The sequence below is a fragment of the Arsukibacterium tuosuense genome, assembly GCF_900215315.1.
Taxonomy (GTDB): domain Bacteria; phylum Pseudomonadota; class Gammaproteobacteria; order Enterobacterales; family Alteromonadaceae; genus Alishewanella; species Alishewanella tuosuense.
In genome coordinates this window covers 17,426-31,996 of sequence record NZ_OBEB01000010.1, presented here as the reverse complement: position 1 = coordinate 31,996, position 14,571 = coordinate 17,426, and the positions used below count along the sequence as shown (strand labels likewise).

Annotated in this window: 12 protein-coding genes; 3 read left to right on the top strand and 9 right to left on the bottom strand. The window is 48.7% G+C overall.

Going from position 1 to position 14,571, the window contains the following annotated elements; translation table 11 throughout:
* Nucleotides 1-4: 4 nt before the first annotated feature.
* From CRO03_RS17300 to rapA, 5 genes are all read right to left on the bottom strand, one after another.
* Complete coding sequence (locus tag CRO03_RS17300) at nucleotides 5-748, bottom strand: DUF3530 family protein (protein ID WP_245861724.1); 744 nt, start codon at nucleotides 746-748, stop codon at nucleotides 5-7.
* A gap of 71 nt (nucleotides 749-819) precedes the next feature.
* The gene (locus CRO03_RS17295) at nucleotides 820-1,185 is read right to left on the bottom strand and encodes a hypothetical protein (protein ID WP_245861722.1); all 366 of its coding nucleotides are present in this window, start codon (nucleotides 1,183-1,185) and stop codon (nucleotides 820-822) included.
* 108 nt (nucleotides 1,186-1,293) lie between these two features.
* Nucleotides 1,294-2,394: an OmpA family protein gene (locus tag CRO03_RS17290; RefSeq protein WP_097112926.1), complete on the bottom strand. Its 1,101-nt coding sequence runs from the start codon at nucleotides 2,392-2,394 to the stop codon at nucleotides 1,294-1,296.
* A gap of 205 nt (nucleotides 2,395-2,599) precedes the next feature.
* Nucleotides 2,600-3,256: a pseudouridine synthase gene (locus CRO03_RS17285; RefSeq protein ID WP_097112925.1), complete on the bottom strand. Its 657-nt coding sequence runs from the start codon at nucleotides 3,254-3,256 to the stop codon at nucleotides 2,600-2,602.
* A gap of 1 nt (nucleotide 3,257) precedes the next feature.
* Nucleotides 3,258-6,167, bottom strand: a complete 2,910-nt coding sequence (rapA, locus tag CRO03_RS17280) for an RNA polymerase-associated protein RapA (protein ID WP_097113006.1) — start codon at nucleotides 6,165-6,167, stop codon at nucleotides 3,258-3,260.
* Between the two features lie 268 nt (nucleotides 6,168-6,435).
* Between rapA and CRO03_RS17275 the strand changes: the two genes are divergently transcribed.
* Together CRO03_RS17275 and CRO03_RS17270 are read left to right on the top strand one after the other, a co-directional pair.
* Nucleotides 6,436-7,827, top strand: a complete 1,392-nt coding sequence (locus tag CRO03_RS17275; protein ID WP_097112924.1) for a PhoH family protein — start codon at nucleotides 6,436-6,438, stop codon at nucleotides 7,825-7,827.
* Nucleotides 7,828-7,932: 105 nt separating this feature from the next.
* Nucleotides 7,933-8,997 (top strand): hypothetical protein, encoded by a 1,065-nt coding sequence (locus tag CRO03_RS17270; RefSeq protein ID WP_097112923.1) that lies wholly within the window; start codon nucleotides 7,933-7,935, stop codon nucleotides 8,995-8,997.
* Here CRO03_RS17270 and CRO03_RS17265 read toward each other — a convergent pair.
* Together CRO03_RS17265 and CRO03_RS17260 are read right to left on the bottom strand one after the other, a co-directional pair.
* Entirely contained in the window at nucleotides 8,966-9,925 is a 960-nt protein-coding gene (locus CRO03_RS17265) for a hypothetical protein (protein WP_097112922.1), read from the bottom strand. The genes CRO03_RS17270 and CRO03_RS17265 overlap by 32 nt on opposite strands.
* Nucleotides 9,926-10,558 carry a choice-of-anchor H family protein gene (locus tag CRO03_RS17260; RefSeq protein ID WP_097112921.1) on the bottom strand — a complete coding sequence of 211 codons (633 nt, stop codon included), beginning with the start codon at nucleotides 10,556-10,558 and terminating at the stop codon, nucleotides 9,926-9,928.
* Between the two features lie 85 nt (nucleotides 10,559-10,643).
* On the opposite strand from CRO03_RS17260, the gene CRO03_RS17255 reads away from it, so the two are divergent.
* Nucleotides 10,644-11,504 carry an RluA family pseudouridine synthase gene (locus CRO03_RS17255; RefSeq protein ID WP_097112920.1) on the top strand — a complete coding sequence of 287 codons (861 nt, stop codon included), beginning with the start codon at nucleotides 10,644-10,646 and terminating at the stop codon, nucleotides 11,502-11,504.
* Here the strand turns inward: CRO03_RS17255 and CRO03_RS17250 are convergent.
* The gene (locus tag CRO03_RS17250; protein WP_097112919.1) at nucleotides 11,457-13,547 is read right to left on the bottom strand and encodes a tetratricopeptide repeat protein; all 2,091 of its coding nucleotides are present in this window, start codon (nucleotides 13,545-13,547) and stop codon (nucleotides 11,457-11,459) included. The two genes, CRO03_RS17255 and CRO03_RS17250, sit on opposite strands and share 48 nt — an antisense overlap.
* Nucleotides 13,548-13,602: 55 nt before the next feature.
* Entirely contained in the window at nucleotides 13,603-14,550 is a 948-nt protein-coding gene (locus tag CRO03_RS17245; protein ID WP_097112918.1) for a D-2-hydroxyacid dehydrogenase, read from the bottom strand.
* Between the last annotated feature and the right edge of the window lie 21 nt (nucleotides 14,551-14,571).

Below are 14,571 nucleotides of genomic sequence, written 5' to 3'. Positions count from 1 at the left end.
AGATTTACAAACCTATACTGTGCAACCAGCCAGTGATCTCTTTCAGTACCCAGGCGTGAATATCTTCCTGATAAAATGTACCTGTTAACTGGCGCTGCCGGTATTGCGATTTCAGGTTCCGATTTACCAATTGTTGTCTTAGTCTCAGGTTGGCATTGGCAAAACGGTTGTCACGCTGATGGCTGATATCCAGGGTGGGTGTTGATTGCTCAGCGATATGGCTTGCCAACTCACGGTTTAACTGAACGTCAGCGAGATAAGCACCCAACATTATAAAGGCTGCAGGTGGAACCAGTTGTTCAGATGCATATAGCCGGTTTAGTAAAGCGGCATTACTGCCTTTGGCGATAACAATGATATTGCCACTTTGCAGTTCTGACTGGCGAATGGCCGCGACCATGTACTCAGCTAGCTGTTGCTGATAGTCGGTCGCATTTTGCTCAAGGTTAAAATCTGCTGGGGGCGGCGCCATGATAGCCAGTGTATGCCACCCAAATTCATTAAGTTGCTGGCGCAGAGGATTCATATAATCAGGACTGGCAGGATGTTCGGCCCAGTCAGGAACCAGAATGGCCGTGCCTTTGGTAAAACTGGTAAGGGCTTCGCGCTGTAATACCAGAAAATTATTGTTGCCGGCGCTAAGCTCAGTGAGCTCGCTGGCCAGTATCTGACGTTGTAAATCCTGTTGCCACAACTGCTCTCTGGTAGGCAACTGCTGAGCTATGGCAGCGGTTGCCGGCAGTAACAACGTGAGTACAATCCAGGTTATCCTCAAAAGCCACGAATAGTTCAATTTCCACCTGCGTAACTAAGCTCCTGTTATAGGGTGTTATCGGCTAAACCTGCCATAACATTAGCAGTATCGTCAGCATGGATATATTCCGGGAAGGTGTACATCACTTTGGAGTCATGACTGAACTTGACGTAAGTTTCACCTTTTTCAAGCACCAGCACCGCCAATGAAGGCTGCATAATAAAACAGAAAGTAGTGGGTTTAAATTCAGCCAGTGCTTTGGCCATCTCCCGCAGCTGATCATTAATTGCTAGGCGCTGAGTTTCACTTTCATCGGTGCAAACATGCGCGGACTGAACCAATGTTGCTGGCTGATCTGCATGTAAAGGGAAGGTAATACATGCTAATACTGTGGTAATAACCCAGTAACGGCGTATAGCGTGTATAGACATAATGTTTATCCTCGACTGGCTGTTTACCGGGTAAAACTAGCAGGAACAAACTGTCGCGGCAATAAAAAAACCGCCAAAATTGGCGGTTTTTTGTTAAGCGTAAGAAAATTAACGTAATACTGGTTCTTTAACTTTCGCTGTTACTTTTGCTTCAATACGCTGGTTAGCAGCATGAGCTTCAGGGGTATTACCTTCAACCCGTAACCGCGTAACACCGTAACCTACAGAAGTAATACGTGAAGACTCAACGCCTTCGCCGGTCAGAATGTCAGCAACCGATTGTGCACGACGTTTCGACAACAGCATATTGTATGACGGATTACCGATGTTAGAAGCATGACCTTCAATAACCACTTCTGATTCAGGGAAGCGCTTCATAAAGGCCGCTAACTGGATAACTTCTGAACGCTGGTCAGCAGATACTGACGCTGAGTCAAAGCCAAACTTAACTTCGATATCAACATCACCAACCCGCTGCATTTCCTCAGTAAAGACCGTGCAACCCTGTGGGTCGACCTGATGAGTTGCTGCAGTGTTAGGGCAGCGATCATTTGCATCTGTTACGCCGTCGTTATCGCTGTCTGCTGGCTTCGCAGGTTGTGCCGGTTGTGCCGGTTGTGCCGGAGCTGGAGCTGGGGCAGGAGCAGGTGTTGGTGCAGCTTTGGCTGCAGCAGACCCAAACAGATAAGTCATACCCAATTTAATTCCGGCGTCAGCATAGCTTTCGTCAATACCTTGGTAACGATTAGCTTCTGCAAATAAACCAAAATTCTGATTAAAGAAATGTTTGTAACCAACTCCAATGTTAAAAGCTGTTGAACTTTGAACAGCATCCATGCGCTTCAAACCACCGACCACGTAGGTTGAGGGCATGCTTGCCAAATGGTACATAACATCAATGCCTAAACGATTGCCATCGGAATCAGAGCCATCAAGTTTAGAACTCAGGTCAAGCTTCGCGAATTCAGCACGAAGAGCCCAGCTTTCATTCAGATAATAGCCTATCTCAATGCCGTAACCCCAGTCCTTCTCCATGAAGTTCCAGTTAGCTGATTCTGTTTTATCAGTATCTGGCATGTAATATTCACCAAAAACAGAACCAAATACTCTATTCTCCAAATCTGCGGCAGGAGTTGATTGTGCAAGGGCTTGTGTGCTGATAAACGGCAGGGCAGCCAGTACAGCAAGGGCAGTAATTTTAAGTTTCATCCATTTCTCCTTAGATTAATCCAGCATTTCGATAGTCAGATTGTTATCTCTGTTAACTACGAATCTGCTATCTATATTACAAGTCATTTGTATTTAAATTTGTTCTTTATTTAAAATAGTACAGCAATTTGTTATTTAGCAACCCGACATGCTGAGTATCATAAGCCAGTTATCTGAATATGGGGTTAATAATTGTAAAAAGAAGTCAAAAAGCACAATTTACTGAGAAAATACTTATTTTTCCGCTGGTGGGATGTTTTAACGATAATGTTTGTGCGTGTAATTGTAATCGGTCTGCGGCTGCAAATGTGGCCGCGTCGGCATAAAATTTATCACCGAGAATGGCGTGGCCAATCATTTGCATATGTACCCGCAGCTGATGTGAGCGACCGGTAACCGGTGTTAACAGCAGCCGGCTGAGATCTGCACCGCGTTCCAGCACCTTATAATGGGTAACAGACGCTTTTCCCCGCTGGAAGCATACCATTTGTCTGGGGCGGTTTGGCCAGTCACAAATTAATGGTAAACACACGGTACCCTGGTCAGCGGCTACCAGGCCCGTTACTCTGGCAATGTATTGTTTGTCAGTTTGGCGCAACTGAAACTGCCGGTTGAGATCACGCTGAGCGTCAGCATGTAACGCTAATACCATCACTCCCGAGGTCGCCATATCCAGCCGGTGAACAATTCGTGCTGTTGGCAGCACTAATTTAACCCGGTATTCCAGACAGTCCCAATGTTCAGCAGCTTTACCCGGCACTGACAACAAACCACTGGGCTTGTTCACCACCAGAATATCGTTATCCTGATAAATGATATCCAGATAAGGCGTTTGTGGTGGCAGGTACTGAAATAAACTCATACTAATCGTGACTTACTATAATAAGCCGGATTGCATCAAGTTTCAGACGCGCTTTCCCAATATAACCTGTCAGTTGTTGTTGTCTGTCACTGAGCATCTCAATTTCTTCCTGACGAACAAGTGGGTTAATTTGCTTTAAAGCAGTTAACCGTTGCTGTTCAGTTTGCAGGGCATGTTGCATTTTTGCCAGTGCGCTCTGACGCAATGTTGTCAGTTGTGCCATAGCGTTCGCTTCGCTATCACTTAATAAGGGGTGGACCAGACTTTGTAAGGCGTTAACCAGTTTGCTGGCTGTTTGCCTGCCAACCGGCTTTAATTGCCGGTTAAAATTATCAAACGGTACCTTCGCAGCTAAGTCTTTACCGGTTTTGTCCAGCAGTAACCGGATGGGTGTCCCGGGCAAATAACGGCCTATTTGCAGATTAGCAGGGGCGCTTGCTTCCACAATATAAATAAGTTCAACAAAATAGCTGCCAACTGGCAGCGCTTTGTTCGGCAGTAATGTCACAGCAGTGTTGCCCAGATTGTCATTTAGCAACAGGTCCAGGGTGCCGGTTACCATCGGATGATCCCAGTTTAAAAACTGAATGTCTTCCTGCGCCAGTGCAGTTTCCCGGTCAAATGTAACGGTCACGCCGTCGTCTTCAAGTCCGGGGTATGCACAACGTAAATGCTCGGCAGGCGTCAGGACAATGCTGGTGTCAGAACGGTCTTCCTGGTTCACGCCCAATAAATCCCAGGCCTGAAACATCAGCATTGGCAATTGAACATCGACATCTGTTTTTGCAATATCTGCCGCCAGTTGCCGTGCTTGTTGTCCGCCAGCTGAATTCAGCTCCAGCAGCTTATCGCGACCTTGTTCCAGTTGATCCCGCAAATGCTGATGTCGTTGCCGGCTCTGGGTTATCAGTTGTTCCACTTTTGCAGTGTCAGGTTGCATCGCTGCCAGCAGACTCAGCAGGGCCGCGCTATCCTGCTCATATATAATCCGGCCCGTCTGACAGGTTTTCGCAAAAGCATTCAGACCGTGTTGATACCAGTCCAGCAGCACTTGCTGAGCGCTGTCTTTAAAATAAGGTATATGCAGTTGAATATCACTTTGCTGGCCTATCCGATCCAACCGGCCAATCCGCTGCTCAAGTAAGTCAGGGTTCAGAGGTAAATCAAACAGCACCAGATGGTGAGCAAACTGGAAGTTACGTCCTTCACTGCCAATTTCGGAGCATACCAGGACCTGGGCGCTATAATCCTCCTGGGCAAAGTAGGCGGCAGCTTTGTCGCGTTCAACAATAGACATCCCTTCATGAAACACCGCTGCCCGTATACCTTCTTTCTGACGTAAGGCTTCTTCTACTGCCAGCGCCGTCTCGGCTGCGGCGCAAATTACCAGAAACTTTGCCGGTTTATGCTGTTTCAGTAATGTTGTCAGGTAGTCGATCCGTGGGTCAAATTGCCACCACTGACTACTACTGCCTTCAAATGCCTGAAAAACCTGCTCAGGGAACAGATTTGCCTTCGCCAGTTCTGTAGCCGGACTCTGCAGGTTAAGGCTATGAAATACTTTAAGCGCATTGTGGTATTGCTCTGGCAGCTCCAGTGCAACAGGCAGGGCCTGGCGAGCCGGAAAACCTTTGATGTTGGCCCGACTGTTCCGGAACAAAATCCGGCCGGTTCCGTGCCGGTCCAGTAATTTTGCAAGAATATGCTGCCGAGCTTGGGCAGTCGCTGCCGATTGGTCTGGCTGGCGTAATAAAATCAGCTCAGCACTTATATCCTCCTCACTGATAAGTTGCTGTAATGTGCTGGCCAGCTCATCGCTTAGCTGGCAGTCTTCCATGAGCCGGGCAGCGGTAGTGGCAATTTGTTGATATTGCTGCTGCTCGTTAGTAAAGGTCTGGTAGTCGTAAAAACGATTTGGGTCTAGCAAGCGCAAACGGGCAAAGTGGCTTTGCTGGCCTAGCTGATCCGGGGTGGCAGTGAGCAAAATAACACCGGCGGTGTCTTCTGCCAGGCTTTCAATGCAGCGGTATTCTTTACTGGCATGCTCTGGCGACCAGGCTAAGTGGTGAGCTTCGTCAACCACCAGCAAATCCCAGTCACTGCTTTGCGCCTGGTCCAGCCACTTTTTGTTGTTGCTGATAAACTCAAGACTGCAAAGCACCAACTGGGCAGTATCAAACGGGTTACTGACATCCAGCTGCGACTGTTGGCATCGCTCTTCATCAAATACTGAGAAATGCAGGTTAAACCGGCGCAGCATTTCAACCAGCCATTGATGCTGCAGGGATTCCGGCACGATAATCAATACTCTGTTGGCCAAACCGGATAACAGCTGCTGATGAATGATCAGGCCTGCTTCAATGGTCTTACCCAGGCCCACTTCATCGGCCAGCAGGACCCGCGGCGCATGCCGGCTGGCAACTTCTTCTGCGATATGCAGCTGGTGTGGAATAAGACTCATCCGGCCGCCCTGCAGACCCCGCAAAGGACTCTGTTGTATACGGCATTGCTGCTGCCGGGCCAGATAACGCAGGGTAAAATTATCAAAACGATCAATCTGACCGGCAAATAAACGGTCTTGCGGCTTATTAAAGCTGATAAAGTGATCGAGAAAGGTTTCTTTAAGCTCGGTCTGCTCGCCACTGTCGACGCGGGTACCACTGTAAATAAGGGTGTTATGTGACTCTTTTACTTCGCTGACAACTAAACTAAAACCCTCTGCACTTTTTATTTCATCCCCGATATTAAATATAACCCGGGTAAGTGGCGCTTCGGCCTGAGCATACTGCCGGGTTTCACCGGAGGCTGGGAACAACACCGTTAACATCCGACCCTCGATACCGACCAGAGTACCTAAACCCAGGTCAGATTCCGTATCGCTGATCCAGCGTTGTCCCAAAGCAAAATTCATATCATCGTTACCATCATAAAATCGGGGCGCCATGGTACTAGTAAATTAATAAAACTGCATCTGCCATCGCGGCTTTATTTTTGCCTTTGCATACTGTCATGCCTTTGTCACGATAGTGTCGCACAGTAATTTAACAGCAAATTACATATTTAATTCAAGAATTCAGCGCCAAGCGGCGCAGTTGCACTATGCTTAATTAAGCTACATTAAGCTGGCATCGACACCACGGATAACAGGTTAACTTTAGTCTCGTTTGAAGGAGCTGCGTATGGCGCGAAAAAAAAGCAAAGAAAAGAAAATCTATGTGTTAGACACCAATATTCTGCTGCATGAACCCTTCGCCTTTCTGAATTTTGAAGAACACGACGTCGTCATCCCGATGACGGTGCTTGAAGAACTGGACCACATCAAAGACCGCAATAAAGACGTAAGCAGAGATGCCAGAGTCGCTATCCGGGCGTTGGAAGACGTGCTGCGGGATGCATCACCTGAGCAAATGCTGCAAGGGGTTGCGTTGCCCCGCCAAAATGAACATTTGGGGGGCGGACATTTATTTATCATTAATGATCATCATATTAAAGATGAAATTCCTGGTTTGCCGGGTGGGGAAAATGACCATTTAATTATCAACACGGCGCTTTATCTGCAACGGGAAAAAGGACCGGTTAAGGTCATTCTGGTTACCAAAGACATTAATATGCGCCTGAAAGCAAAAGGTGCCGGGCTGAAACAGGTTGAAGACTATCGCACCGATCAGTTAATTGACGATGTGCGTTTTCTTTATAAGGGCTATTTTAAGTTCAGTAGTGAGTTCTGGAGCCAGGTCGGTGAGTGTCGCAGTGAAAACGAAGGCCGTGATACCGTGCACTACGTTAGCCGTAAAATACTGCCCAACGCTTATATTAATGAATATCTGATTGATGAGGCAGAAACATTCGCCGGGCGGGTGCTGGCTATCACCGAGCAGGAAATTAAGATCCTTGATTTTGGTTACGAGCGCCTGATGCATCGCCATGCCTGGGGCATTCATCCCAAAAATATTTATCAGGCGATGGCTATGCAGGCTTTACTGGATCCGCAAATGGATCTGGTGATCCTGACCGGGCCGGCTGGCTGTGGTAAAACCCTGATCGCGCTGGCCGCTGCGCTGGAGCTGGTTATTGAAAGAGGCCAGTATGATAAAGTCATTGTAACCCGCAATACTCCCGAAATTGCTGAATCAATAGGCTTTTTGCCAGGCACCGAAGAAGAAAAAATGGCCCCCTGGCTGGCTGCCATTACCGACTCATTAGAGGTGTTACACAAAACAGATGAACATCCTCACGCCAGTGTTAACTACATCATGGAGAAAGCGAATATTCAGTTTAAGTCAGTTAATTTTATGCGTGGCCGTAGTATCCAGAATGCCATAGTAATTCTGGATGAATGTCAGAACTTAAGTGCTGCACAGTTAAAAACGATTATTACCCGCTGTGGGGAAGGTACCAAACTGATTTGCTCAGGTAACTTGTCGCAAATTGACAGTAACTATCTGACAGCCGTGACGTCTGGTTTAACCTATATTGTTGAGCGCTTTAAAAACTTTGAAGGCAGCACCACTATTAACCTGAATGGTGTGGTACGCAGCCGGCTGGCGTCTTTTGCTGAGGCAAACCTGTAATTTTATAGTGGTGGCGGCCAAAAAAGCCGCCGTCACTGTTTGCTTATCAGCAGAAATGGTCTAGGATTTGCAAAACTTAAAAGTAACGCAATGCAAAGGAGTTGCATGTCCAGTCCCGCTTATACGGTATATAACAGAACCGTCAAATTTTCCTTACTGATAATATTATTACTCAGTTTTTTTGCCGCCTTTATCCAGTTTTTACTGCAATTCAGCACCAGTGTGAAGAGTAATCAGCAACAACTGGAAATGTTTTCTCAGCAAATGGATGCTCAGCTTACCCCGGTATTGCAATTTGCTGAGGCAGTTAAAAACCGGGCTCAGCTTGCTGTTCAACTGACGGCGCCAGCAGAAGATAAAATACCGGTATTGTCGCTAACTACTGGTGACCTGATATTGCACCAGCTTGCTGGCGATAGTGAGCCACTTAATCAGGAGCTGCAGATGCTGATGCAACTGCAGCCTTATTTCGATATTGCCCCGGCCAGTATCACATCGCTTAAAGACTTGTACTACGTATCAGAGCAAGGCTATGCCTACAATGGCCAGCATAAATGGTCTGACTATGTTGTCGAACAACTGATGGAATGGTTACAACGCAATCAACGCTCAGAAAATGGCTATGATCGCAATCCGGTTTTTTATAAAGATTTTATCCTTGAGCAGGCAGCGATGAGTGTGCCTTTTTACGTCAACGAACGCAAAACAGGTAGATTTGTATTAGCACTGGAGCTGGCTCCCTTGCTGGAAAGCCTGGAGAAAAACAACCCTGATCGATATTTCTTATTGCTGGATCAAGCCGGTAATGTCGTTGCCAGTTCTGAATTCATTAATGGTGATAACCTTGAGCAATACCAATTGCAAATTCAGCGGTTGGCTGGCTTGCCCTGGTCAATAGCCCTGATTGATAAACGTCGCTCCTTGTTCAGTGCTGGCCTGGGCAGTTTTATATTGCATTGGTTAAGTTACGCAGCTGTTTTACTGTTACTGGCCTGGTTGCTGGCCAAACGCTACAAACGGAAAATCATGGGCCCGTTACAGCGATTATCAATTCACATAGACAGACTGGCGAATGAGCAGGCCGGCGTGCGGCGTATTCCGGATGGCTGGCAGGATTTATTTGAAAGAGTTAGCCAACTCAGAGCAAGCGATAGTCAAAAAACCGATTAAGGATAAATACCTCCTGTATTTTTGCCACTTCGCCCAGAGATAGCGGCTGAAGGCCTGACGGGTCTGCTAGCAGATAATCGGTTTCTTGCAGCGTGACTGTTAGCTCGCCAGGTTCAGCAGGTATTGCCAGCGCTAACATCGTGCGTTCTGGCAAGTACAAGATAGCCTGTTTCATGGTTGGTAGAGTGCTACGTAGCAGGGTGGCTAATAATACTGTTTTACTGGCGCTGTCTCCCTGATGCTGCCGCAGCAACTGAAGTGGTGGTGTGAAACTATGGCCGTACTGTGCTTGTTCAGCCGGGTGGCCTGGGATCAACTGGACCCAGTTCAGTAAAAGTGCTGCCAACTGTCGTTGATTGGTTGGGTTTAGCTGGCTGACAATGGTTTGGGCTGCAGGGCTAATATCAGCCAGACTCTGTTCAATAATTTTACGGTGATCAACGGTAATCAATTGCCGGTTATCGGGCATAGTAAGCTGCTGATAACCGGCGTCACTCAGGTATTGTTGCTGAAATTGCCGGCTGAATTGGCGTAGTTGCTGCTGTAATTGCAGCCGCTCAGTATTAGCGCTTTGCGCCCGCAATGAACCGCTGGGGTAAAAGTACTTCACCTGAAAATTTTGCGGGTCTTGTCCTGTTACGGGTCCTGCTTCGGGGATAATCTGGTAAGGGCCGGCCTGTCGCGCTTTTTGCTGTAATTCCCGCCATAGTTGTTGTTGCATCACATCAGGCACATAAACCCGCACCAAATTCCCATTACGCTGAATACTTATTGGTTCCAGAGCGAACTGCAAACCGATGTCTTGTTCATCAGCGCGGAACTGATAGCTGAATAAACGCTGATTGTTTGCAACCTGCTGCTGCATTCGAAGTGGATTCGCCTGCAGCAGCGGTGCCAGCAACAACAATAACAAAAAAACGGTTCTCAATCACTTCTGCTCCCGGCGCCTGAATAGCAACAAGCATAACGTCAACAACGCCACCACGCCAGTTGTGCCGGCCGACACTTCGACACTGCTGCTGGACTGGATCTGATCGCGTTGGTAATCTTCCAGCGTCAAAGCATCCAGCGCGCTTAAATCATAACCTGACGCTTCAGCTAATAAGTAGCCTGTGTTGGCATCGAAGATCCGGATAGTCAGCAGATAAAAGTTGGCTGGATACCGGTGTTGTAAGTCGGTCTCTATGCCCAGCCAGTCGTTGCTGCTTTCGCCAAAGAGTTCAAACACTGAACTGGTGTAGTAAATCCGCTCACTGCCAAAATCAGGGGTCAGGCTTAATTCTGCAAACACCTGATGGTATGAGTATTCTGTATCGGCATCAAATTCAACATACAACTGATGAAAGTAGCCATTGTAGTTGTCATCCCGCGCCAGACTGATATCAATACTGTGAAACCAGACTTCGGACTGATAGCTCTGGGTTACTGCGGCACTTTGCACTTTATTGGTTTGCATCAGGTTTTGTTGCTGGCTTCTGCGCTCAGTACTAATGCTGTCTGCCCAGCTCAGCAGGGGTAAAACTACCAGTAAAGCTATGGCGGTTTGCAATAAGGTTTTCATAAGCAGATCTCCTGGATATTTGTTACTATTACAGGCTAAAGCGCTGAATTTCAGCTGAACTTGTTGGTAAAGGAATAGTAAAGGTATGAAGTTGTCTCGGCGGATTGAGGTTCAGGCTGCGGGCCAGGCTATTGCCATTTTAGCCGCTGCAATACCGGAACTGCCTAAAGGCCGGCTGAAAGACGCGATGAATAAAGGCGCTGTGCAGCTGCTGACCAAGCCGGTAAAACGATTGCGTCGGGCGCAATATGCGCTGCAGGCGGGGCAGGTGTTGCAACTACATTATGACACCGACATTCTGAGCCGTAGCTGTCCTGCAGCCAGTTTGATTGCCGACTATCGTGCCTACAGTATCTGGTTTAAACCAGCAGGTATGTTGTCACAAGGTAATGAATGGGGCGACCATCTGAGTATGCTGCGTTTTGCCGAGCAACACTTTGCTAACCGGCCGGTTTTTCTGCTACACCGGCTGGATCGCGAGGCCAGTGGCCTGGTGCTGATTGCTCATACCAAAGCGGCGGCGGCAGCCTTCAGTAAATTGATTGCCGCACATCAGTTGACGAAAACCTATCTGGTACAGGTTAAAGGCAAGTTAGCGGCAGATTTTATTGCCGCTGGTGAGATAGCTGTCCCTCTGGATGGCAAAGCGTGTCTGACCCGCTTTAAACAACTGGCATATGACGCTCTGACCGATACCAGTTGGTTAGAAATTGACTTAATCAGTGGTCGGAAGCATCAAATCCGGCGCCATTTCTCGGAAGTCGGCCATCCGGTCATGGGCGATCCACGATACGGCGAAGACAACAAGAACCAGAGCGGCCTGGCGTTACAGGCCTGTGCTGTTGCCTTTAAATGTCCGCTCCTGCACCATCAACGGGCAATTGCCCTGAACAACGAGCTAGTCCTCGCCGGTTTCAGCCTGGTCACCGGCCAGCCGCGCACTTAAATTTGTGGGCAGCAGTTCCTGATTCAATGTCAGCTTAAGTGCACCGAGTTGTAGCGCATTAAGCATATCCGACCGGATATTGCTGCTATGCCATTCACAAGGCCGTGGTTGCTCAGTCGTAAGTTGTAATTGCCAGCAACGCGCCGGGTCGTCCTGCAAACTGGCAAGTTTCCAGCATAGCCAGAATGCCTCACGCAAGGTCGTCAGATCCCGGGCCTGCCAGTGCGATCCCAGCAACTGAGTCACATCCAGTTGTAAACTGATTAGCCGGCCCTCACTTGCCAGTGGTGCTACGGCAAGTTGTATCTCATGCTCAAGTTGCCGGCTAAAGTGTGCCGCATCTTCAGCACTGGCCCGGTAACCCAGCCACAATACATCACTGTTAATACAACACCCTGCCAGTTGCACGTCAGTCAGGTTTTGTAATATCGCCTGCACCGGTTGGCGTAGTGTTTCTTCCCCCTGGTTAAGCTTCAGTTGCTGGCTATCCTGTAACGCTATAGCAAGCAAATGCAGTGGCTGTTTACTGCGGCTATCTTGCTGCAATCGTTCACAAAACCGGCTCCAACTGTGCGACAGCAAAAATGCCAATCGTAGCGATTGTGTCTGGCTATAACGTTTTTTCTGTCTCCAGGCCAGGTATCCAGCAAGGATAGCAAACATTCCCAGGACCAGCACAGTGACTCGCCAGCGCCAGAGTTCTCGTTGTTGAGCTTGCTGCTGTTTGATTAACTCTGCATGGCTTTGCTGTTGGGCGCTACTCTGGCTTAACTGGTCGTTCAGTTCGCTCAGTTTATCTGTGGTAGTTATGGTTAATTCGGCAAATTGCAACTTACTGGCTTGCTGCTGAAACTGATAAGCTTGTTGCCAATCTTGTTGCTGTTCTGCTAACTGAGCACGAAGATTGTAATAGCGGGCCTGCAGATAGTTTGCGGCGTTATCCATAGTCGGGCTGAGTTCGGTTATGATCTGCTGACCTTGCAAAAATTGCTGTTGTAAAATTAATAACTCGGCTAATGCCAGCGCGCTTTCCTGAACATAAGTTTGCGCACCAATTTGCCGGAATTGCTGCAGCGCCTCGTTATAGTAACGTGCTGCCTGCTGATTATCGCCCCGCAACATGCTGACCCGCGCCAGGCTTTGTTTAACGATAGCGGTGCGCATGACATTATTTATTTGTTCACTGATTGCCAGCGCTTCCAGTAAGTATTGCTCAGCCTGCGCGATACCTTCCGGATTCTCCAGATGGCTTTCAGCCATGTAAACCAGGGCATAGCTGTAGCTTGAAAGGTTCTTCTGGTTTTGATAAAGCCCGGCGGCCTGCTGCATATGCTCCAGCGCCAGTGCATGCTCGCCGATTTTTCTGAATGCCATACCTAAGCGGAAATGAATGGATGCCCGGGCGTCAGCGTCATTAAGTTTGTCGGCCAGCAGCAGCGCTTGTTGCAGCTGATGATGCGCCTGATCAAAGCGATTGTTTTGCAAAGCCAGCCTGCCCAGCATTATCCGGGCTGCCAGCTCTTTCTGCGGATCGTTAAGGCTTAGCGATAATGTCAGGCTTTGGCGGGCAAACTGTCCGGCCTTTGCTAAATCACCCAGTTGGTTGTGAGCCTGGGCAAAGTTAGTTAGCACTTCACTGTACAGTTGTTGTTCTGCGATGCTGTTACTGGCGTGCAATAAGGTGTCTGCTTGTTGTAAATAGCTGATAGCATTCTGGGTATCCCTGAATAAAATGCCGTACACCTTGGCCTGTAACAGCGCAACATGAGCTTGTTGCTGGTTACCGGTTGCCAGCTCGCCGGCTTGCTCCAGCGCTGCTAATGCCGCATCTTTATTATTGGCGGTTAAATACGCCTGAGCCAGTACCAGCCAGTCTGCGTAACTGCGTTGTCCATTGTGGGAAAGCTGTTCGGTGATAACCTGCTCGTAATTGTCAGAGGCAATGCGTAAGCGTTCAGCCAATTCTTCTGGTTGTGCCTTCTGGCTGACTAACAGGCTGCTGAGTAACAGGCCGCAGAGCAATATTTTGCTGCGAATTGACATAGTTTAGTAACGGCTCATTTTTTTCTGCCAGTGTAGCCGGAAAGCCGGAGCCGCGCTATAGCTGGCGCAGCGGTTTACCGGCTAAAAATGCCGTTATATTTTCGGCTAGCTGTGCCGTCATTCTGGCTCTGGCGGCAGGGCTGGCCCAGCCAATGTGCGGGGTAAGCAGCAGGTTAGGCAGCGGTTGCTGTAATAAAATATGGCTGGCAGCGGGCGGCTCGCTACTGAGCACATCCAGCCCGGCTGCCAGCCGGCCCGTTTTCAGTTCAGCCAGCAAGGCCGGCTCATCTATCAGATCGCCCCGGGCCGTATTAATTATAATGGCCCCGTCTGGCAGCAGTGCCAGCCGTTCGCTATTAAGCAGCTGGTACGTTGCCGCCGTCAACGGACAGTGTAAAGACAGCACATCAGCCTGGCGCAGGGCCTGCTCAAAGCTGACTCTGTCAGGCCGGCAATGCGGCTGGCCAGCATGCTCACTAATGATGACTTGCATGCCAAACGCCCTGGCAAGCCTGGCGGTTGCCTGACCCAGGGCGCCATAACCTACCACCACAAAATACTTTCCTGCCAGCTCGGTTAAACGGTGGCTATGCAGACAAAAATGTGGGCTGCGGCTCCATTCACCAGTGGCCAGCGTCTGATGATAATTACTGATCTGATTGGCCAGCCCAAGCAGTAACGCCATTGCATGCTGCGGCACAGCTGTATCGGCATAGCCCCTGACATTACAAACACGAATACCGCTGGCCGCTGCAGCAGGCAGGTCAATATTATTTACCCCGGTGGCGGCTACGCAAATAAGCTTCAGCTGGGGTAGGGCGTTAACTGTTTCTGCGCGCAGCGGTACTTTGTTGACGATAGCAATATCGGCTGACGCCAGGCGGGGTATTATCTGCTCAGCTGGGGTGTTGTCGAAGCATTGTAACTGACAGCCAGGTAAATGCAGCGGACTTAAATCCGTATCGCCCATCGAGCCGGCGTCCAGAAAAACGATTCGGGTCATGCAATCCTCATTTCATTTGGT